This window comes from Stenotrophomonas geniculata ATCC 19374 = JCM 13324 (assembly GCF_001431625.1).
GTDB classification, from domain to species: Bacteria; Pseudomonadota; Gammaproteobacteria; order Xanthomonadales; family Xanthomonadaceae; genus Stenotrophomonas; species Stenotrophomonas geniculata.
In genome coordinates, this window is sequence record NZ_LLXT01000145.1 from 19,966 (window position 1) to 40,498 (window position 20,533).

Annotated in this window: 14 protein-coding genes; 13 read left to right on the plus strand and 1 reads right to left on the minus strand. The window is 68.6% G+C overall.

Going from position 1 to position 20,533, the window contains the following annotated elements; genetic code table 11:
- Positions 1-123 precede the first annotated feature (123 nt).
- The 13 genes from ARC63_RS19525 (at position 124) to gspD (ending at position 20,146) form a co-directional block, all read left to right on the plus strand.
- The gene (locus ARC63_RS19525) at positions 124-7,305 is read left to right on the plus strand and encodes an ESPR-type extended signal peptide-containing protein (RefSeq protein ID WP_057504180.1); all 7,182 of its coding nucleotides are present in this window, start codon (positions 124-126) and stop codon (positions 7,303-7,305) included.
- A gap of 157 nt (positions 7,306-7,462) precedes the next feature.
- Positions 7,463-9,316: a S8 family peptidase gene (locus ARC63_RS19530; protein ID WP_010482036.1), complete on the plus strand. Its 1,854-nt coding sequence runs from the start codon at positions 7,463-7,465 to the stop codon at positions 9,314-9,316.
- Positions 9,317-9,452: 136 nt separating this feature from the next.
- Positions 9,453-11,177 (plus strand): type II secretion system ATPase GspE, encoded by a 1,725-nt coding sequence (gspE, locus tag ARC63_RS19535; protein WP_057504181.1) that lies wholly within the window; start codon positions 9,453-9,455, stop codon positions 11,175-11,177.
- A gap of 24 nt (positions 11,178-11,201) precedes the next feature.
- Positions 11,202-12,422, plus strand: a complete 1,221-nt coding sequence (gene xpsF, locus ARC63_RS19540) for a type II secretion system protein XpsF (RefSeq protein WP_057504182.1) — start codon at positions 11,202-11,204, stop codon at positions 12,420-12,422.
- A 49-nt stretch (positions 12,423-12,471) separates the two neighbouring features.
- On the plus strand, positions 12,472-12,915 hold the full coding sequence (gspG, locus tag ARC63_RS19545; RefSeq protein ID WP_057504183.1) for a type II secretion system major pseudopilin GspG: 444 nt from the start codon (positions 12,472-12,474) through the stop codon (positions 12,913-12,915).
- A gap of 6 nt (positions 12,916-12,921) precedes the next feature.
- Positions 12,922-13,416, plus strand: a complete 495-nt coding sequence (gene xpsH / locus ARC63_RS19550; protein ID WP_010482028.1) for a type II secretion system protein XpsH — start codon at positions 12,922-12,924, stop codon at positions 13,414-13,416.
- The gene (gene xpsI, locus ARC63_RS19555; protein ID WP_010482027.1) at positions 13,413-13,832 is read left to right on the plus strand and encodes a type II secretion system protein XpsI; all 420 of its coding nucleotides are present in this window, start codon (positions 13,413-13,415) and stop codon (positions 13,830-13,832) included. The genes xpsH and xpsI overlap by 4 nt, the downstream gene beginning before the upstream one ends.
- The gene (locus ARC63_RS19560; protein WP_010482024.1) at positions 13,829-14,461 is read left to right on the plus strand and encodes a type II secretion system protein J; all 633 of its coding nucleotides are present in this window, start codon (positions 13,829-13,831) and stop codon (positions 14,459-14,461) included. Before xpsI ends, ARC63_RS19560 begins: the two co-directional genes overlap by 4 nt.
- Complete coding sequence (locus tag ARC63_RS19565) at positions 14,458-15,321, plus strand: type II secretion system minor pseudopilin (protein WP_010482023.1); 864 nt, start codon at positions 14,458-14,460, stop codon at positions 15,319-15,321. The genes ARC63_RS19560 and ARC63_RS19565 overlap by 4 nt, the downstream gene beginning before the upstream one ends.
- Positions 15,318-16,463 carry a PilN domain-containing protein gene (locus tag ARC63_RS19570; RefSeq protein ID WP_057504184.1) on the plus strand — a complete coding sequence of 382 codons (1,146 nt, stop codon included), beginning with the start codon at positions 15,318-15,320 and terminating at the stop codon, positions 16,461-16,463. Before ARC63_RS19565 ends, ARC63_RS19570 begins: the two co-directional genes overlap by 4 nt.
- Positions 16,438-17,151: a type II secretion system protein GspM gene (gene gspM / locus ARC63_RS19575; RefSeq protein ID WP_010482015.1), complete on the plus strand. Its 714-nt coding sequence runs from the start codon at positions 16,438-16,440 to the stop codon at positions 17,149-17,151. The genes ARC63_RS19570 and gspM overlap by 26 nt, the downstream gene beginning before the upstream one ends.
- The gene (locus tag ARC63_RS19580) at positions 17,141-17,935 is read left to right on the plus strand and encodes a hypothetical protein (protein WP_057504185.1); all 795 of its coding nucleotides are present in this window, start codon (positions 17,141-17,143) and stop codon (positions 17,933-17,935) included. Before gspM ends, ARC63_RS19580 begins: the two co-directional genes overlap by 11 nt.
- Before the next feature lie 9 nt (positions 17,936-17,944).
- A complete protein-coding gene (gene gspD / locus ARC63_RS19585; RefSeq protein WP_057504186.1) occupies positions 17,945-20,146 on the plus strand; it encodes a type II secretion system secretin GspD in 2,202 nt (733 codons plus the stop codon).
- 187 nt (positions 20,147-20,333) lie between these two features.
- Here the strand turns inward: gspD and ARC63_RS23760 are convergent.
- Positions 20,334-20,533 (minus strand): hypothetical protein (locus ARC63_RS23760; protein WP_231298667.1); only part of this gene is annotated, 200 nt, incomplete at its 5' end.

A 20,533-nucleotide genomic window follows, 5' to 3' on the forward strand; every position in this document is an offset into this window, starting at 1 on the left:
GCGCGCCGTTCGGCAATACCCCGCAGTAAATCACGCGAATAAACGCCCCCAGGGGACGTTGGGCCGGAAAGCCCAGCGGTGGCGTTGCTTTGCCCAAAACCAGTCCAATCAGGAGCCGTACCGATGAATCGGATTTATCGCAAGGTCTGGAACAAAGCATTGGGTCAGTTGGTGGTGGCCTCGGAACTGGCTTCCTCCGACAGCAGCAGTGGCGGGGTCGTCGACCAGCGCCGCGATGCGACGCAGGCCACGCCCGCACTGCTGGCGGTGGCACTGGGCCTGGTATTGGGGTTGGGCGTGAGCGGCACCGCCGCAGCACAGTCGGTGCAGATCGGCGGCAGCGCCACCTGCGTGGCATTCAGCGGCAAGCTGCTCGAAAAGTGCCTGATCGAAGGCTCGGCCAGTGCCAAGGGCAGCAACGCGGTGGCGATCGGCAGCAACAGCAGCGCCACTGCCGCCAACAGCGTAGCGCTGGGCGCCGGCTCCAAGGCCACGCGGGCCAACACGGTGTCCGTGGGTGATACCGGCAAGGAACGCCAGATCACCAATGTTGCCGCAGGCACCCAGGCCACCGATGCGGTAAACAAGTCACAGCTGGATGCGCAGGCGCGCGCCACGCAGGCCGCGCTGGCCGATGTCGCCGCAGATGGAAACCGCTATTTCAAGGCCGACGGCGCAGGTGATGACAGCGACGCGGCGAAGATCGACGGCCAGGGCGCGGTTGCGGCGGGTGCGGGTGCACAGTCGCTGGCCAACGCCACCACCGCCATCGGTACCCAGGCCATTGCCGCGGGCCTGGGCGCAAGCGCGTTCGGCCAAGGCGCATTGGCGATCGGTGACGCCAGCGTGGTGGTCGGGCAGAGTGCTGCCGCGTTCGGTCTTGGTGACACCGCCGTCGGCGCCAGTGCCTATGCCGCAAGCGAGAATGGCGCGGCCACCGCACTGGGTGCCTTGTCCGAAGCCACCGCCGATGGCGCGACCGCTGTCGGCGGCGGTGCCGTGGCGATGGGCCCGGGCAGCACCGCATTGGGCCGCGGCGCCACCGCCGCCAACGAAGCATCGATCGCAGTCGGTGCGTTCAGCACTGCTGTCGGTGAATACAGCACCGCGCTGGGTTCGAATTCCGCTGCGGTTGCCACCGGCAGCGTGGCGCTGGGCGCGGGTTCGCTGGCCGACCGCGTCGATACCGTGTCAGTCGGTGCCGCCGAATACGGCCTGACCCGGCAGATCACCAGCGTTGCCGCAGGCACCGAAGACAACGATGCAGTCAATGTCGGCCAGCTGAAGGACGTGGCCGCCGTGGCCGATGCCACCGCCAAGCGCTTCCAGGCCACCGGCAGCAGCAACAGCGATGCCGGTGCACTGGCCGAAGGTGACGATGCACTGGCGGCCGGCGAGGCCGCCAATGCCCTCGGCAACGGCACCACGGCCGTCGGTGCAGGGGCAGCGGCCGTCGCGCAGAACGCGACCGCCGTGGGCAACAACGCACTGGCCTCGGGCCAGAACAGTGCCGCGTTCGGCAACAACGCGCAGGCCAACGGTCCAGGCAGCGTTGCCGTGGGTGGTGCTGCGGTGGATGCCGACGGCAACCCGCTGATCACCAGTGGCGGCGTACCGGTGGAAACCGGCGCGACCAGCGCAGGCGTCGGTGGCACCGCGGTGGGCGCCAGTGCCGAAGCCAGCGGATTTGCGGCGTCGTCCTACGGTGTGGGTGCCTATGCGGCCGGCGCGCAGGCATCCGCGTTCGGTGCGGTGGCCAATGCCATCGGCGACTATTCCACCGCACTGGGTACCCAGAGCAATGCGACCGGCACCAGCAGCGTCGCCATCGGTGGCCCGGCCGACCTGATTCCCGGCCTGGGCTTCTTCGTGCAGACCCAGGCCAGCGGCGAAGCCGCGACCGCCGTCGGTGCCGGCGCCATCGCCAGTGGCGATCGTGCGGTGGCCAACGGCAGCCTTAGCGAAGCCTCCGGTGCTGAAGCCTCCGCTGTTGGCTACTTCGCCTATGCACCGGGTGAGAACGCCAGTGCGCTGGGCGCGCAGACCTGGGCCAGCGGTGCGCAGAGCACTGCAGTGGGTTACTACGCCACCGCACGCGGCGCCAACAGCGTCGCGCTTGGCGCGAACTCTGAAGCGGTGCGTGCCAACAGCGTGGCCGTTGGCAGTGCAGGCAACGAGCGGCAGATCACCAGCGTTGCTGCGGGCAGCGAAGCCACCGATGCAGTGAACAAGGCGCAGCTCGATGCCGTGGCCAGCACCGCCGACCGCACCGCGCGCTTCTTCCAGGCACAGCCGGAAGCTGACAGCGATGCCGGCGCGCTGGCCGAGGGCGAGGGCGCCGTCGCCGCCGGTTCGTCGAGCAATGCGATCGGCGCCGGCGCAGTAGCCCATGGCGCGGCTGCGTCGGCCATCGGCGATGACAGCGTGGCCGTGGGCCGCAACAGCGCGGCCACCGGCAATGGCGGTGTCGCCATCGGTGGCCTCGGCCAAGCCTACGACGAGTTCAACCAGCCGATCATTGGTGCCGATGGCACGGCACAGCAGGTGGGCACCACTGCCGTCGCCGATGCCACCGCGGTGGGCAGTGGCGCGCAGGCCACCGGGGCCGCCAGCAGCGCCTTCGGTAATGCGGCCAACGCCAGTGGTGACAACAGCTTCGCCGCAGGCGGCAAGTCGCGCGCCACCGGCAGCTATGCGGTCGCGGTCGGCGACAGCGCCTTCGCCAGCAGCGATGACAGCACCGCAGTAGGCGGCTACAGCTGGGCCACTGCCAGTGGTGCAGCAGCATTCGGTTCGGGTGCATGGGCCACCGCCACCAATGCCTCGGCGTTCGGTAATGCGGCGTGGGCCAGTGGCAGCGGCGCCACGTCCATCGGTTACAACAGCTGGGCCAACGGCGCCAGTTCCACGGCGGTCGGCCGCGGCGCCTTCGGCTATGGCGACAACAGCGTGGCACTGGGCTTCCAGGCGCTGGGCAACAGCATCAACAGCATCGCCATCGGCACCAATACAGTGGCCGGTGGTGAAAGCGCGATCGCGCTTGGCGCCGGCAGTAACGCCAGCGCCAGCAACGCTGTCGCGCTCGGTGCCGGTTCGGTTGCCAGTCGTGCACGTACGGTATCGGTGGGTAGCAGCGGCAACGAACGCCAGGTCACCAACGTCGCCGCGGGCACCCAGGCCACCGACGCAGTGAACAAGGCACAGCTGGATGCGGTTGCGACCACCGCCACCACCACCAGCCGCTTCTTCCAGGCCAGCGGCAACGGCGACGACGTAGCCGGTGCACTGGTGGAGGGTGACAACGCACTGGCGGCCGGTGATGCCGCCAACGCCATCGGCAATGGCGCCACCGCACTGGGCAGCGGCGCCAACGCGCTGGCCAGCAACGCACAGGCGCTGGGTTTCAATGCACTTGCAACCGCGGCCAACGCCAGCGCTGTCGGTGCCAACGCACAGGCCACGGGCGAGTACGCCACCGCGCAGGGTGCGGAAAGCGAAGCCAGCGGCGAGCAGAGCGCGGCGTTCGGTGCGGCCAGCATCGCCAGCGGCGCCGGTAGCACTGCCAATGGCGTGCTGTCCGAAGCGTCCGGCGAAGAAGCCGTGGCCGTGGGCTACTTCAGCAATGCCAGCGGCGACGCGGCCACCGCTGTCGGCAGCGAGAGCGTGGCCAGTGGTACGGCGTCGGCGGCCTTCGGTATCGGTGCCGAAGCCAGCGGCGGTTACAGCACTGCCATCGGTGGCTATGCACAGGCCTCGGCCTTCAATGCCACCGCGTTCGGCAACTTCGCCAATGCCTCCGGTTCCAACAGTGTGGCGGTGGGTGGCGATTCGGAAGCCTCCGGCGCCTACAGCACCGCCACCGGCCAGGGCAGCCTGGCGACCGGCACCAACAGCGTCGCCGTGGGCGGTTCGTTGTTCGGCGTGCTGGCCACCGAGGCCTCGGGCAACTACTCCACCGCGGTGGGTGGTGGTGCCTGGTCGGGCGGCATCAACAGCACCGCGCTGGGCAATGCCGCCGAATCGCGCGGCGCCAACAGCGTGGCGCTGGGTGCCGATTCGATTGCCGATCGCGACAACACCGTGTCGGTGGGCGGCGGTGGCAACACCCGCCAGATCACCAATGTGGCCGATGGCACGCAGGGCAATGATGCGGTCAACAAGAACCAGCTCGACGCCGTCGCCGCGGCAGCGGAAAAGACCCGCCGGCAGTTCCAGGCCAGTGGCAACGCCGACGGTGAAACCGGCGCGTTGGTGGAGGGTGACAACGCGCTGGCGGCCGGTGATGCGGCCAACGCGATCGGCAACGGTGCCACCGCGCTCGGCAGCGGTGCCAATGCGCTGGCCGCCAACGCCACCGCCGTGGGCATCGATGCGCTGGCCACCGGCAGCAACGCGGCTGCCCTGGGCAGCACGGCACAGGCCACCGGCGAGGACAGCCTGGCCCTGGGCAGCGGTGCCGGCGCCAGCGAGGTTGGTGCAAGCGCGGTGGGGGCGCGTGCACAGGCCAGCGGCGCCTACAGCACGGCCACAGGTACAGAAGCCAATGCCAGCGGCGGGCAGGCGCTCGCCAGCGGTTTCCGCAGCGCGGCTTCGGCTGATGGCACCACCGCAGTGGGTGGCTACGCCGAAGCCAGCGGCCGCCTCGGCACCGCCCTGGGCTATGGCTCGGCGGCCAGCGCTGCCAACACCACTGCAGTCGGCTTCGGTGCCGCGGCGGCCGGTACCGGTGCCGTTGCCGTAGGTCAGTCCAGCGAGGCCAGTGGCGAGGAGAGCGTGGCCATCGGCGGCAGCACCTTCTTCGGCCTGATCCCGTCGCGTGCCAGTGGGACCGGTGCGGCGGCGTTCGGCGCCGGTGCATGGGCCACCGAAGACTACGCGACCGCGATTGGCTGGAACTCGTGGGCGGCAGGCAGCAGCGCCACCGCGCTGGGGGCCAACGCCACCGCCAATGGCAGCAACAGCGTCGCGCTCGGTGCTGGCTCCAAGGCTGACCGTGACAACACCGTAGCCGTCGGCAAGGCCGGCGGTGAGCGCCAGGTGACCCACGTCGCGGCGGGCACCGAAGCCACCGATGCGGTGAACAAGGGCCAGCTGGATGCGGTCGCCAGCGTCGCCGACAAGACCAGCCGGCAGTTCCAGGCCAGCGGCAATGCCGATGGCGAAGCCGGTGCACTGGTCGACGGCGACAACGCACTGGCAGCCGGCAATGCGGCCAATGCCATCGGCAACGGCGCCACCGCGCTGGGCAGCGGCGCCAATGCCATGGCCGCCAATGCCACTGCCGTGGGCTTCGATGCGCTGGCCACCGGCAACAATGCGGCGGCGCTCGGCAACGCGGCGCAGGCCGGAGGTGTCGACAGCGTAGCCGTGGGCAGTGGCGCCAGTGCCAGCGAACTCGGCGCCAGTGCTACCGGCGCCGGTGCCCAGGCCAAGGGTGCCTACAGTACCGCCAGCGGTGCGCAGGCCACGGCCAGCGGCACCCAGTCGCAGGCCAGTGGTTTCCGCGCCAATGCCTCGGCCGATGGTGCGTCTGCGCTGGGCAGCTATGCCGAGGCCAGCGGTCGCCTGGGTACCGCGGCCGGCTACGGCAGCAAGGCAACCGGCGCCAATGCCACGGCGGTAGGTGTGAGTGCCACCGCCAGTGCCGCAGGCAGCGTGGCGTTGGGCGCGGGCTCGGTCGCCGACCGTGCCAACACTGTGTCGGTCGGCAGCGCGAGCAGTGATCGTCAGATCACCCGTGTCGCTGCCGGTACCGAGCGCACCGATGCGGTCAATCGTGGCCAGCTCGATGCGGTCGCGGCGACCGCCGATGGCACGGCCCGCTACGTCAAGGCCACCGGCGCAGGTACCGCCAGTGCCAACGGCAGCGATGCCGCCGCGATCGGTTCGGCAGCCACTGCCAGCGGCGCACGCAGCAATGCCCTGGGTGCCAATGCGATGGCCATCGGCAACGGTGCCTTGGCACTGGGCACCAGCGCCGGCGCATCGGGCGCGAACTCGGTGGCGCTGGGTGCCGGTTCGCGTGCACTCGATGCCAACGTGGTGTCGGTCGGCGGTGGCAATGGCACCGATGGTCCGGCCACGCGCCGCATCGTCAATGTGGCCGATGGCCGCATCGCCGCCGGCAGCAGCGATGCCATCACCGGTTCGCAGCTCAACGTCACCAACCAGCGGGTGGGCGCGGTGGAAACCCGCGTCGGTGATTTCGATTCGCGCATCGCCACCGTGGAAACCACGGCGGCCAGCGCAGTCGGCTATGACGACGCCAGCCGTGACCGCCTGACCCTGTCCGGTTTCCAGGGCACCACCATCGACAACGTCGGTGCCGGCAGCATCGCTGCGGGCAGTCGCCAGGCGATCAACGGCGGCCAGCTGTTCCAGTCGCTCAGTGATGCCGCCAGCTTCCTCGGCGGTGGTGCCAGCGTTGGCATGCAGGGTGTGTTCGTGGCGCCGAACTATGTGATCCAGGGCGCCACCTACAGCAATGTCGGCGATGCGCTCGGCGCGCTGGACCGCAAGGTCAGCGAGATCGACCGCCGCACCGCCGGTGGCACGCGTGCCGGGACTGCCAGCCTGCGCGCAATGAGTACCCCGCTGGATGACAGCCCGCTGGCCAGCGCCGCCGATGCACCTGCAACTGCCGACGCGGCACCGGCCAGCACCGCGCGCGTGCAGGGCACGCCGACCGCTGCCGCCGCCGGTGCCGGGATTCCGGTCGGCACCCCGGCGACGGGCTTCAACGCCGTCGCCATGGGCGAGGGCGCCGTTGCCAGTGGCGCCTCGTCCACCGCCATCGGCCAGGGCGCCAATGCCACCGCGGCGAACGCGGTGGCACTGGGGCAGGGCTCGGTTGCCGATCGTGCCAACACGGTCTCGGTGGGCAGTGAAGGCAACGAGCGCCAGGTCACCAACGTGGCGGCCGGTACCACGGCCACCGATGCGGTCAACAAGGGCCAGCTCGACCGTGGCATGGCCACGGCCAACAGCTACACCGACAGCCGCCTCCAGGCCGTCGCCGACAGCTTCGATGTGTTCAAGGGCGAAATCGACGGACGCCTGCGCCACATGGATCGCCGCATCGACCGCCAGGGGGCGATGAGCGCGGCGATGCTCAACATGGCCACCAGTGCCGCCGGTATCCGCACCCAAAACCGGGTCGGCGTCGGCATTGGCTTCCAGGGCGGCGAGTCGGCGTTGTCGCTGGGCTACCAGCGTGCGATCAGCGATCGCGCCACGGTGACCTTCGGTGGTGCCTTCAGCAGCGACGACAGCTCGGTTGGCGTCGGTGCCGGCTTCGGCTGGTAAGCCACTCCATCGCGCCGGCGGCCACCCACGCCGGCGCAGCACCTGCAATGAGGGCCTGGGGGGAGGTCACGGCAATCCCGGCTGGGCCGGCCGGGAGTCGTCAAGGAATGATGGCCGCAGTGTTGGTTCGATCCATGACCCAGAAGAGGAATTCGACGTGATCAAGAAGCAGAACCTTCGCATCAATGTGCTTGCCGCCGCCGTGCTGTCGATGACGGCTGTCGGTGCCGTCCACGCCGCTGGACTGCCGACCCGTGAACCGGTGCGCCAGGCCAGCACCGCCCAGCCGGGAACCGAGCGCATCATCGTCAAGTACCGGGCCGGTGCTGCTGCCGCCACTGACCGCTCGGCGAAGCTGTCCACCGTGCAGTCCGCACTGACCCGTGCCAGCCTCTCCGGCGGCACATCCCGCGCCAGCACGCTCGGCCCGCAGGTGGTCCGCAAGCTGTCTACCGGGGCGGACCTCATCCGTGTGCAGGGCCGCCTGGCCCCGGCCGAACTGCAGCGCGTACTGAAGGAGCTGAAGGCCGACCCGTCGGTGCAGTACGCCGAAGCCGACGTGAAGCTGCGCCGCACCGAACTGCGTGCGGGCAACGTACAGCCGGCGTTGGTGCCGAACGATCCCTTCTACCAGCAGAACCAGTGGCATCTGCACAATGCGGTCGGCGGCATCAACGCACCGGCGGCATGGGATGTCTCGCAGGGCGAGGGCATCGTGGTGGCGGTGATCGATACCGGCATCCTGCCGCAGCATCCGGACCTGGTCGGCAACCTGCTGGAGGGTTATGACTTCATCAGCGACGCGGAGACCTCGCGGCGCCCGACCAACGATCGCGTGCCGGGTGCGCAGGACTACGGTGATTGGGTCGAGAATGACAACGAGTGCTATGACGGTTCGCTGGCCGAGGACAGTTCCTGGCACGGCACCCACGTCGCCGGCACCGTGGCCGAGCAGACCAACAACGGCGTCGGCATGGCCGGTGTCGCCTACAAGGCCAAGGTACTGCCGGTGCGCGTGCTCGGTAAGTGCGGTGGCTACCTGTCCGACATCGCCGATGCGGTGGTCTGGGCATCGGGTGGCACGGTGGCCGGCATTCCGGCCAACACCAATCCGGCCGAGATCATCAACATGAGCCTGGGTGGCGGTGGCGCCTGCGCCAGCACCTACCAGGACGCGATCAACGGCGCGATCTCGCGCGGTACCACCGTGGTGGTGGCGGCCGGCAATGAAGCCGACAACGCGTCCAAGTACCAGCCGGCCAGCTGCGAAGGCGTGGTGACCGTGGGTGCCACCCGCATCACCGGTGGCATCACCTACTACTCCAACTACGGCACCCGCGTGGACCTGTCCGGTCCGGGTGGCGGTGGCAGTGTGGACGGCAACCCGGGCGGCTACATCTGGCAGACCGGCTCCAATGCGGCCACCACGCCGGAATCGGGCACGCCGGGCTACATGGGCATGGGCGGTACCTCGATGGCCTCGCCGCATGTGGCCGCCGTTGCCGCACTGGTGCAGAGCGCGCTGATCGCCAAGGGCAAGGATCCGTTGACCCCGGCCGCGATGCGTACCCTGTTGAAGGAAACCGCACGTCCGTTCCCGGTCGCCATTCCGGCGGCGACCCCGATCGGTACCGGTATTCTCGATGCCAAGGCCGCGCTGGCCAAGGCACTGGAAGAACCGTGCACCGAGAACTGCGGGCCGGTGGCCACGCCGCTGACCAACAAGGCCGCCGTGGGTGGCCTGAACGGTGCCGCCGCCAGCAGCCGCCTGTACAGCTTCGAAGCCGTCGCCGGCAAGCAGCTCAGCGTGATCACCTACGGTGGCACCGGCAATGTCTCGGTCTACATCGCGCAGGGGCGTGAACCGAGCGCCAGCGACAACGACGCCAAGTCGACCCGTCCGGGCACGTCCGAGACGGTGCGGGTGAACAAGCCGGTGGCCGGTACCTACTACATCAAGGTAGTCGGCGAAGCGGCCTACAACGGCGTGAGCATCCTTGCCACGCAGTAAGCTGGAACTGTCGTAATTGAATGGCCGAAGCCCGTCATCCCGTGTGACGGGCTTCGTCTTTTTACGAAAGGTGGTGGAGGGGCGGCGGAAATCATGGCTTAACTGTTAAAGTCGAGCCGATTGACAGGAGAGTCATGTGAACGCGCTTGCTGCTACCGCCGCTGCCGACAACGCTGAAGGCCGCATCCTGGATGCGCTGCTGGCGCGCGGCCGGCTGAAGGAAGGCGATCTGGCACGTGCGCGGCCGCTGCACGCAGAGGCCGGCGGCAGCCTGCTGGGCCTGCTGGTGCGGCTGGGGCTGGTGTCCGAGCGTGACCAGGCACAGGCCAGCGCCGAAGTGCTGGGCCTGCCGCTGCTGGAAGGCAAGCAGCTGCCGGAAGCACCGCCACAAGGGCTGGCGGAAGGCCTGCCGTTGTCACTGCGCTTCCTCAAGCAGTTCCACGTCTGCCCGCTGGCCCTGGATGAACAGGGCGTACGGCTGTGGCTGGCCGACGCCCATGATCCCTACCCGCAGCAGGCGGTGCAGCTGGCACTGGGCGTGCCGGTGACGCAGGTGCTGGGCATGCGTGCGGAGATCGATGACCTGGTCGAGCGCTGGTTCGGCCAGGGCCGCAGCGCGATGGGCGCGATCGTCGAAACCGCCGATGGCGAGGGCGGTGCGGTCGATGACATCGAGCACCTGCGCGACCTCGCCTCGGAAGCGCCGGTGATCCGCCTGGTCAACCTGGTGATCCAGCGTGCAGTGGAGCTGCGCGCGTCGGACATCCATGTCGAACCATTCGAGAGCCGGCTGAAGGTGCGCTACCGCGTCGACGGTGTACTGGTGGAGGGCGAAAGCCCGCCGGCCAACCTCACCGCGGCGGTGATCAGCCGCATCAAGATCATGGCCCGGCTCAACATCGCAGAGCGCCGCCTGCCGCAGGATGGCCGCATCATGCTGCGCGTGCAGGGCAAGGAGCTGGACCTGCGTGTGAGCACGGTCCCGACCGCGCATGGCGAAAGCGTGGTGATGCGATTGCTGGACCGCGAAACGGTGGTGTTCGATTTCCACCGCCTCGGCTTCACCGATGCGTTCCTGCCGCAGTTCCGCAAGGTGCTGGAGCAGCCGCATGGCATCCTGCTGGTGACCGGCCCCACCGGCTCGGGCAAGACCACCACGCTGTATACCGCGCTGAGCCAGCTCAATACCGCCGACGTCAAGATCATCACGGTCGAAGACCCGGTGGAATACCAGATCGAGGGCATCAACCAGATCCAGGCCAAGCCGCAGATCGGCCTGGACTTCGCCAACGCCCTGCGCAGCATCGTGCGCCAGGATCCGGACATCATCATGATCGGCGAAATGCGCGACCTGGAAACCGCGCGCATTGCGATCCAGTCGGCGTTGACCGGCCACCTGGTGCTGTCCACCCTGCATACCAACAACGCAGCGGGTGGCATCACCCGCCTGCTCGACATGGGCGTGGAAGACTACCTGCTCACGTCCACCATCAACGGCATCCTCGCCCAGCGCCTGGTGCGCCGGCTGGAACCGACCCACGCCGAGCGCTATGAGGCCTCGCCGGAGGAAATCGAACGATTCGAGCTGCGCCGCCTGCAGCCGGAAGGGCCGATCCACCTGTATCGCCCGAAGCCCTCCGCGCTGGCGCCGACCGGTTATCTCGGCCGCACCACCATCATGGAATTCCTGGTGATGAACGATGCGCTGCGGCGCGCGGTGATGCGCCGCGATGGCATGGGCGAGATCGAACGCATCGCCCGCGAAGCGGGCATGCGCACGATGTACGAAGATGGCCTGTCCAAGGCCCTCAGTGGCCAGACGACCATCGAGGAAGTCCTGCGTGTCACCGAGGAAAGCTGATGCGCGCAGGACGCCGGGGCTGACATGCCGACCTACCGTTACAAGGCACTGAATCCGCACGGCGAGATCTTCGACGGGCAGATGGAAGCGGCCAGCGAGGCCGAACTGGTCGCGCGCCTGCAGGACCAGGGTCATCTGCCGATGGAAACGCAGCTGGCCGATGGCGGTGCGATCGGCGGCAGTACCTGGCGCAACCTGTTCCGCCAACGGCCGCTGCAGGGCGCGGCATTGCTGCAGTTCACCCAGCAGCTGGCGACACTGCTCGGTGCAGGCCAGCCGCTGGATCGCGCGCTGTCAATCCTGCTCGGCCTGCCGGAAGACGAACGCTCGCGCCGTGCGATCACCGACATCCGCGATGTGGTGCGCGGTGGTGCGCCGCTGTCGACCGCACTGGAGCGCCAGCATGGGTTGTTCTCGCGCCTGTACGTGAACATGGTGCGTGCCGGTGAGGCCGGCGGCAGCCTGCACGAAACCCTGCAGCGCCTGGCCGACTACCTCGAACGCAGCCGGGCCCTGCAGGGCAAGGTGATCAACGCGCTGGTGTACCCGGCCATCCTGCTGGTGGTGGTGGGCGGTGCGCTGCTGTTCCTGCTCGGCTACGTGGTGCCGCAGTTCGCGCAGATGTACGAGAGCCTGGATGTTGCGCTGCCGTGGTTCACCAACGCGGTATTGCAGCTGGGCCTGTTCGTGCGTGACTGGTGGGTGTTGCTGCTGGTGGTGCCGGCAGTACTTGCGCTGTTCTTCGAACGCAAGGCACGGCAACCGGCCTTCCGGCTGGCGCTGGATGGCTGGCTGCTGCAGCGTCGCAGCATCGGCCGCCTGCTGGGTGAACTGGAAACCGCGCGGCTGGCCCGCACGCTGGGCACCCTGCTGCGCAATGGGGTGCCGCTGCTGGGTGCCCTGGGCATCGCCCGCAACGTACTGGGCAACCGCGCGCTGGCCGCCGATGTGGAAGCTGCCGCGGATGAAGTGAAGAACGGTACCGGCCTGTCGCTGGCACTGTCGCGCGGCAAGCGTTTCCCGCGCCTGGCGCTGCAGATGATCCAGGTCGGCGAGGAATCCGGTGCACTCGATACCATGCTGCTGAAAGCGGCTGATACCTTCGAACAGGACAGCGCCCGGCGCATCGACCGCCTGCTGGCGGCGATGGTGCCGGCGATCACCCTCGTACTGGCCTCGGTAGTCGGCGCGGTGATCGTCGCCGTGCTGGTGCCGCTGTACGACCTGACCAATGCCATCGGTTGACGATGGATCCCTACGCAACCCCGACACTCCGCAACTGAAAGGACCGACCATGATTGCTTCCCGTCGACCGATCCGCCTTTCCTTCACCGCCGCGCGCAACCAGTCGGGCATGAGCCTGCTGGAGATCATCATCGTCATCGTGCTGATCGGCGCAGTGCTGACCCTGGTCGCCAGCCGCGTGCTGGGTGGCGCCGACCGCGGCAAGGCCAACATCGCCAAGGCACAGGTGCAGACCGTCGCATCCAAGGTCGACAACTACCAGATCGATACCGGCAAGCTGCCCGGCTCGCTCAATGATCTGGTGACTGCACCGGCTGGCGTCGGTGGCTGGTTGGGCCCGTATGCCAAGCCGGCCGATCTGAACGATCCGTGGGGCCATGCGCTGGAGTACCGCACGCCGGGCGAAGGCCAGCCGTATGAGCTGATCAGCCTGGGCAAGGACGGAAAGGCCGGCGGCAACAGCGTCGACGCTGACATCCGCTACCAGCCGTAACCGGGCATGTCGCATTTCCTGCCGCGCCGGTTGCCACGCCCGCGCCTGCCCGGCAGGCGCGCAGCGGGCCTGTCGCTGCTGGAAATGCTGCTGGTGATCGCGCTGATCGCCGCGATCGGCCTGATCACCGCTGCCGGCCTGTCGCGCGGTTTCGCCGGCATGCAGCTGCGCAGCGCCGGCAAGGACATCGCCAACCAGCTGCGCGTGGTGCGCGCGCAGGCGATCGCCCGCGGCGAACCGCAGCGCTTTGTCATCGAGCCGGCCAAGCGGCGCTGGGAAGGCGCCAACCAGCGCCACGGCGACGTGCCGGCACAGCTGCAGGTGCAGTTCGAAGGCGCCGCGCAGCTGGCCACCGCGCCAGGGCAGGGCGTGATCGAGTTCCATCCCGACGGCGGCTCCAGCGGCGGTCGCATCCGGCTGCAGCGTGATGATGCCGAATGGCGCATCGACGTGGGTTGGCTGACCGGTGAGGTCCGCTCCGGCCCCTGGCGGGCGCAATGAAGCGGCGCGCCCGCGGCTTCACCCTGCTGGAAGTGATCATCGCCTTTGCCCTGCTCGGGCTGGCGCTGACCCTGCTGCTGGGCAGCCTGTCAGGCGGCGCCAGGCAGGTGCGTGAGGCCGAACTGCGCACGCGCGCAATACTGCATGCGCAGTCGTTGCTGGCCGAAACCGGCGTCGCCACGCCGCTGCAGGTGGGCAGCCAGCAGGGCGACTGGGAGCAGGGACGCTACCACTGGGAACTGCAGGTGCAGCCGTGGGTGGAGCCACGTGCAGGCAGCGTCGTGCAGACACAGTCAGCCGGTGCCCCCTGGCTGGCCGAACTGCAGCTGCAGGTGCGTTGGGGTGACAGCGAACGCGAGCAGCTGCGCTGGCGCAGCCTGCGCCTGCTGCCGCCGGATCTGGAGCGTGCGCGATGACGCGCCGTGCTGCAGGTTTCACGCTGGTTGAAGTGATGCTGGCCACGGTGCTGTTGGCCGGTGGCCTGGCGCTGGCGTTCGCCAGCGTGCGCTCGGCGATGGCGGTCAGCCAGCGTGGCGAGCAGATTGCGGCCGAGAGTGAGCGCATGCGCGCGGTGCAGGCCCTGTTGCGGCGGCAGCTGGCCGGTGCGCTGCGCACGCCGCTGGAAGTCCCCGATCCCACCCGCGAACCGATCTTCTTCCAGGGCGAAGAACAGCGCATGATGTTCGCCGCTGATCTCCCGGGTTACCTCGGCCGTGGCGGAGCCTACCTGCACGCGCTGCAGGTGGACGGCCGCGATGGCCAGCAGCGCCTGCTGCTGGACCTGGTGCTGCTGCAGGAAGGCGAGCGCATCGCCGAAAATCCGCCGCGCCCACCGGAAGTGCTGGTGGAGAACCTGAAGTCGGTGCAGCTGCGCTATCGCGGCATCGATGCCAGTACCGGCCAGATGAGCGACTGGATGCCGCGCTGGGACGATACCCGTCGCCTGCCGATGCTGGTGGAGATCCAGATCGTGCCCGCCAAGGGGGCGCCCTGGCCCACGCTGGTGGTGGCACCGCGCGCTGGCGGCAGCGGAGGCGCGCGATGAACCGGCAACACGGTGCGGCACTGGTCCTGGTGCTGTGGTTGATCGCATTGATGACCGCGCTGGTCGGTGCGTTCGCGCTGAGCGCACGGGTCGAGCATCTGCAGCAGCGGGTGCTGGATGACGACGCACGCGGCCAGGAACGGGCGCGCGCCGGCCTGGAGTACGCGCTGCTGCGGCTGTCCGCCGATCCGCTGCGGGCGCCCTGGCGTGCCGATGGCCGCACCTACCGCTGGCAGTTCGATGACGCCAGCATCGAGATCAAGGTGCTGGACGAGAACGGCAAGATCAACCTGAACCTGGCCGACGTGACCCTGCTGACCGCGTTCCTCAAGGCGCTCGGCGAAGACGAAGGGGCGGCCCGGCAGATGGCCGGCGCCATTGTCGACTGGCGTGATGAAGACAGCCTGCTGCAGCCGGGTGGTGGCGCCGAAGCGCCGGACTATGCGGCGGCCGGGTTGCCGTATGGCCCGCGCAACAAGCGTTTCGAGACGCTCGGCGAACTGCAGCGGGTACTGGGGATGCGCGGTCCGCTGTACAAGGCCATGCTGCCGCACCTGACCCTGTACAGCCGCCAGGCGCGCCCGGATCCCCAGTTCGCCAGCGCGCCGGTGCTGACCGCACTGGGCCTGGATGCGGATACCGTGCTGGCGCAGCGCGCGCAGCAGGAGCGTGACGCAGATACCGCTGGCGGTGCGACAACGCTTGCCAGCAGCAGCGGCACCTATAGTATCGAGTCTCGTGCAACCGATGGCAGTGGACGCCGGTCGGTGTTGCAGGCAGTGGTACGCAATGGCTCGGGCGGGGTTCCCGGGCGGTCCTACACAGTGCTTCGCTGGGAGCAGGGAATGACAGCAAGATGACGGCATGGCAGGACAGTGTGCGGCAGGTGCAGGGCCGGATCGGCCCTGGCGCCGGCCGTTTCCTGCGCTGGTGGCGGCAATCGCTGCTGGCCTGGGTGCCGGCGCGTTGGCAGTGGGCACTGGGCTGGGCACAGGCGCGCCTGCTGCTGCAGCGCCAGGGTGACCAGCTGCAGGTCTGGCGAGAGGCCGGTGAGCGCCGCGAAGCGGTGGCCAGCGTGCCGTGGCCGCTGTCGCCGGCCGAACTGGACCGCGTGCTGGAACCGCGACTGCGCAGCCTGCCGCGGGCGTGGCTGCTGCCGGCCAGCGAAGTACTGCGTCGTCATCTGCGCCTGCCTGCGGCTGCAGCCGACCGCCTGCGCGCCGTGGTCGGTTTCGAGATCGACCGCCAGACGCCGTTCGAATCCAGCCAGGTCAGCTATGACGTGCGTGAACTCGGGAGCGCGGCCGAAGGCCAGCTGCAGGTCGAACTGGTTGCCTGGCCATTGCGCCAGCTTGAAGCGTGGCGCGCCAGCGTGGGCGAGTGGGCCGATGCGCTGGCCGGTGTCGATGCCATAGACGCCCACGGTGACCCCCTGCAGGTGAATCTGTTGCCGCCGGGGCAGCGCCAGCTGCGGGTGGATCCGACGCGGCGCTGGAATGTGCTGCTGGCCGTGGCCGCGCTGGTGATGCTGGTGCTGGCGGCCCTGCAGCTGCTCGACAACCGCCGTGCCGCCGCCGATGAGCTGCGTGCGCAGGTTGAACGCAGTGCGCGCAGTGCGCGTGGTGTCGCCAGCGAACGCGCGCAGCTGCAGGCACTGATCGATGGTGCCGCATTCCTGGAAAAGCAGCGCAGCCAGCGCGCCGGAACGGTGGAAATCTGGAATGAACTGACCCGGCGCCTGCCGGAGGGCACCTACCTGGAAAAGCTGGCCATCGAGAACAACAACCTGCAGCTGATCGGCCTGAGCCGCGAGGCCTCGCAGCTGGTGCAGCTGCTGCAGGACGCGCCGCAGTGGCGCAAAGTCAATCTGACCGGCGTACTACAGGCCGATGGCGCCGCCAGTGGCCGTGACCGCTTCACCATGACCGCCGAACTGCAGCCGTTGCAGGCTGCGGCCCCGACCCGGGAGGCGGCCGATGCCGATGCCAAGCGCACGCCGTGACCGCTGGCTGGCACTGGCGCTGCTGCTGGCAGTGCTGGGCCTGGCCTACCTGCTGCTGGTGCACCCCTGGTTCACCCAGCCGCTGCGCGAAATCGATGCCGACGTGGCCGCCCTGCGCGAGCGCGAACAGCGCGTGCAGGCGCAGCTGCAGCAGCAGCCGCAGATCGAACAACGCCTGCGCGCCACCCGCGAGGCACTGCAGCAGCGGCCGGGCTTCCTGCGTGAAGCCACCGCCGAAGCTGCAGCCGCTGCGCTCGGCGCGAAGCTGCAGGATGCGGTGGCGATGGCCAGCCCGGGCAACCGCAGCTGCACCATCAGCAACCGCACGCCACTGACCGACAACCGTCGTGACGCCGAGTTCGTGCGCGTTGCCATGCAGGTGCGCCTGCGTTGCGGTGTGGCCGAACTGGCCACGGTGCTGCACAGCCTGGAAACCGGCAGCCCGCGCCTGTTCGTCGACAACCTCAACCTGATCGCGCAGCGCTTTCAGCAGTCGCCGAATGAATCCGGGCTGGGCCTGGACGTGTCGTTCGAACTGGCCGGCTACCTGCTGCCCGGTGCCGCTGCCGATGGCGCTGCGCCGGCACCTGCAGCCGAGCCGGGCGCGGCGCCGCAACCGCCTTCGGCTGCACCGGCACCCTCACCGGCTGTGCCGGAAGAGGGGCAGGAGGTGGCCGATGAAGCTTGAGCAGATCAGCCTGCGCACCGGTTTCCTGCTGGCACTGGTCGGCTGGGCGGCAGCGGTCTGGCTGGCCACCGGCTTCGGCCTGGGCAGCCAGCTGCCAGGTGCGGATGGCGATGCCGATGCAGTGCCTTCGTTGCCGGTGCTGCCGCCGTTGGCCGCAGAACGCATGGCCAGCGCCGACAGCTACAGTGCCATCGGCGAGCGACCGCTGTTCGCCGAGGACCGCAGGCCGAAGCCCTACCTGCTCGGTGGCAGCGAGCCTGCCGCCAGCGCCGCGCTGCGCCTGACCGGCGTGCTGCTGACCGGCGACTTCGGCATGGCCACCTTCACCACCGAACAGAACCGTTCGTTGCGCCTGCGCCTCAACGGTGAAGCCGTCGACGGCTGGCAGCTGGTGGCACTGCAGCCGCGCCAGGCCACCGTGATCGGCCCCGGTGGCAACCAGGTGCTGGAACTGGCGGTCTTCAACGGCCAGGGCGGTGAGCCGCCGACCGTGCTGCGCGGCGCCAACGGTGCGCAGCCGGCAGGTGCGATCGTTGTGCCGCCCCCGGCAGGTGCTCCGCCGACACCGCCGCCGGCTGCGGCAACCCCATCGCCGTCGCCTGCTGCCAGTACGCCCGCGCCCTCGGCTGCGGCGGCCGCCACACCGCCTGCCACCAACAACGGCCCCAGCGAAGCGCAGATGCAGGCCATCCGCGAACGCATCCAGGCCCGTCGCCGCCAGCTGCAGCAACAACAACAGCAGCAACAACCGTCGCCGCCCCCGGGCGATGGCACCAACCGATAGAGTGAATGCATGAGCCTGCGTTTCCTTCCCTGGTCCTTTGCCCTCGCGCTGCTGGTCGGCTGCAGCACCGTGTCCGCGCCGCACGTGCAGCGCAAGGGCAATCTGTCGCCCACTGCCGAGGCCGGCCAGGCGGCCAATGTCGCCGCGGATGCTGCCCGTGACGCCCAGGGCGCTCCGCAGGCAGTGATCCGCCGTGGCACCGGCACCATGATCAACCGCGAAGCAGCACGCGCACCGGCACCGGCACTGCATGGCGCCAGCACCGGTGAAGCAACCTTCAATTTCGAAGGCGAATCGGTGCATGCGGTGGTCAAGGCCATCCTCGGTGACATGCTGGGCCAGAACTACGTGATCGCACCGGGGGTGCAGGGCACGGTCACCCTGGCCACGCCCAAGCCGGTGTCGCCGGCGCAGGCGTTGAACCTGCTGGAGATGGTGCTGGGCTGGAACAACGCACGCATGGTCTACAGCGGTGGCCGCTACAACATCGTCGCCGCGGACCAGGCGCTGGCCGGTACGGTCGCGCCGAGCACGGCGCCCGCTGCCAGTGCGCGAGGCTTCGAGGTACGGGTCATCCCGCTGCAGTTCATCTCCGCCACCGAAATGAAGAAGGTACTGGAGCCATATGCGCGGCCCAATGCCATCGTCAACGTCGACAGCGGCCGCAACGTGATCACCCTGGGTGGTACCCGCGCCGAGCTGGAAAACTACATGCGCACCGTCGAGATCTTCGACGTCGACTGGCTGTCGGGCATGTCGGTGGGCGTGTTCCCGATCCAGTCGGGCAAGGCCGAACAGGTGGCTGCCGACCTGGAGAAAGTGTTCGGCGAGGAGAGCAAGACGCCCAGCGCCGGCATGTTCCGCTTCCTGCCCCTGGAAAACGCCAACGCGGTGCTGGTGATCACCCCGCAGGTGCGCTACCTGGACCAGATCCAGCAGTGGCTGGACCGCATTGATACGGCCGGTGGCAGTGCCCGCCTGTTCTCCTACGAGCTGCGCTACATCAAGGCGCGTGACTTGGCCGAACGGCTCAGTGAAGCCTTCGCTAGCAGCGGCAACCGTGGCGGTTCCAGCCCGGCCTCGCTGGCCCCGGGTGCGATGCCGTCGCAGCTGGGCAGCGACGGCGACCGTGGCATGGACAGCAACAACAGCAGCAGTTTCGGCTCGACCCCGGGCAGCGGTTCCAGTGGTGCCGGCAACGGCAGCATGAACCTGCCGCAGCGCCAGTCCGGCAACGTCAGCGTCAGCCTGGAAGTGGAGGGCGATCGCGTGGGCGTGTCGGCGGTGGAGGAAACCAATACCCTGCTGGTGCGCTCGACCCCGCAGGCCTGGCGCTCGATCCGCGAGGTGATCGAGAAGCTGGACGTGATGCCGCTGCAGGTGCACATCGAAGCGCAGGTGGCCGAAGTCTCGCTGGACGGTGACCTGAAGTACGGCGTGAACTGGTTCTTCGACAACGCCGTGGCCGGGCGCGCACTGACGGGAGCCCTGGGCGGCGTGACCCTGCCGGCAGCAGCGGGTGGCTCCTGGAGCAGCTTCGCCGGTGCCGCGACCGGTGGCGAAGGCCTGGGCTGGGCGTTCACCGGTCACAATGGTGCGGCGGTGGTGAGCGCGCTGGACAAGGTCACCGATGTACGCCTGCTGCAGACCCCTTCGGTGTTCGTGCGCAACAACGCCGAGGCCACGCTCAACGTGGGCGACAAGGTGCCGATCAACACGACTACGGTGAACACCGGCATCGGCACCAGCAGCTACAGCTCGGTGCAGTACATCGACACCGGCGTGATCCTGAAGGTACGCCCGCGCGTGACCCGCGACGGCACGGTGTTCCTCGACATCGTGCAGGAAGTGAGCAGCGCCTCGAACGTACCGGAGAACTGCAACCCACAGGAGCGCAACTGCAACCCGCGCATTTCCACCAAGAAGCTGTCGACCGAAGCGGCGGTGCAGAGTGGCGACACCATCATGCTGGCCGGCCTGATCACCGATACGGCCACCGATGGCAGCAGCGGCATTCCCGGCCTGAGCCGGATTCCGGTGGTGGGCGCGCTGTTCGGGCAGAAGAGCCGCACCAGCCGTCGTTCGGAGGTGATCGTGCTGCTGACCCCGAGCATCGTGCGCAACAGCCAGGAAGCACGCAATCTGACCGACGAGTACAGCCAGCGCTTCCGCGCGATGGAACCGCTGAACCAGCCGCGCGCAAAGAAGTAAGGGGGTTGCGGCAGGGCTGCGCCCTGCACCCGCAGAGGCTGAAGCTGGAGCAACGGCAACGGCAACGGCAACGGCAACAGCAACAGCAACAGCAACAGCGGGTTTACTGAGGGATGGTGGGGCACTGTGGGTTTGCGGGGACGCCGTAAACCCGTCCATGGGGGCTTGGTCGCCGCATCCATGCGGCTCACACCCCGCAAACCCACAGTGCCCCGCCTTCGACAGTTTCCTGCTGCTGTTGGTAGGTGTCGACCTTGGTCGACACGATCCACGCCATGTGTGGATGACTCTCCATCGAAATCGAATATTTCGATATATGTGAGATCTGAGCCGAGCATGGCTCGGCTCTACAGAAGAGCAGGCAGGTCGCGGAAATCTGTCGAAGGC

Bases quoted from the DNA above. Each gene is read 5' to 3' on its own strand.
- ARC63_RS19525 (WP_057504180.1), top strand. From the start codon at position 124: ATGAATCGGATTTATCGCAAGGTCTGGAACAAAGCATTGGGTCAGTTG.
- xpsF (WP_057504182.1), top strand. From the start codon at position 11,202: ATGCCGACCTACCGTTACAAGGCACTGAATCCGCACGGCGAGATCTTC.
- gspG (WP_057504183.1), top strand. From the start codon at position 12,472: ATGATTGCTTCCCGTCGACCGATCCGCCTTTCCTTCACCGCCGCGCGC.
- xpsH (WP_010482028.1), top strand. From the start codon at position 12,922: ATGTCGCATTTCCTGCCGCGCCGGTTGCCACGCCCGCGCCTGCCCGGC.
- xpsI (WP_010482027.1), top strand. From the start codon at position 13,413: ATGAAGCGGCGCGCCCGCGGCTTCACCCTGCTGGAAGTGATCATCGCC.
- ARC63_RS19560 (WP_010482024.1), top strand. From the start codon at position 13,829: ATGACGCGCCGTGCTGCAGGTTTCACGCTGGTTGAAGTGATGCTGGCC.
- ARC63_RS19565 (WP_010482023.1), top strand. From the start codon at position 14,458: ATGAACCGGCAACACGGTGCGGCACTGGTCCTGGTGCTGTGGTTGATC.
- ARC63_RS19570 (WP_057504184.1), top strand. From the start codon at position 15,318: ATGACGGCATGGCAGGACAGTGTGCGGCAGGTGCAGGGCCGGATCGGC.
- gspM (WP_010482015.1), top strand. From the start codon at position 16,438: ATGCCGATGCCAAGCGCACGCCGTGACCGCTGGCTGGCACTGGCGCTG.
- ARC63_RS19580 (WP_057504185.1), top strand. From the start codon at position 17,141: ATGAAGCTTGAGCAGATCAGCCTGCGCACCGGTTTCCTGCTGGCACTG.
- gspD (WP_057504186.1), top strand. From the start codon at position 17,945: ATGAGCCTGCGTTTCCTTCCCTGGTCCTTTGCCCTCGCGCTGCTGGTC.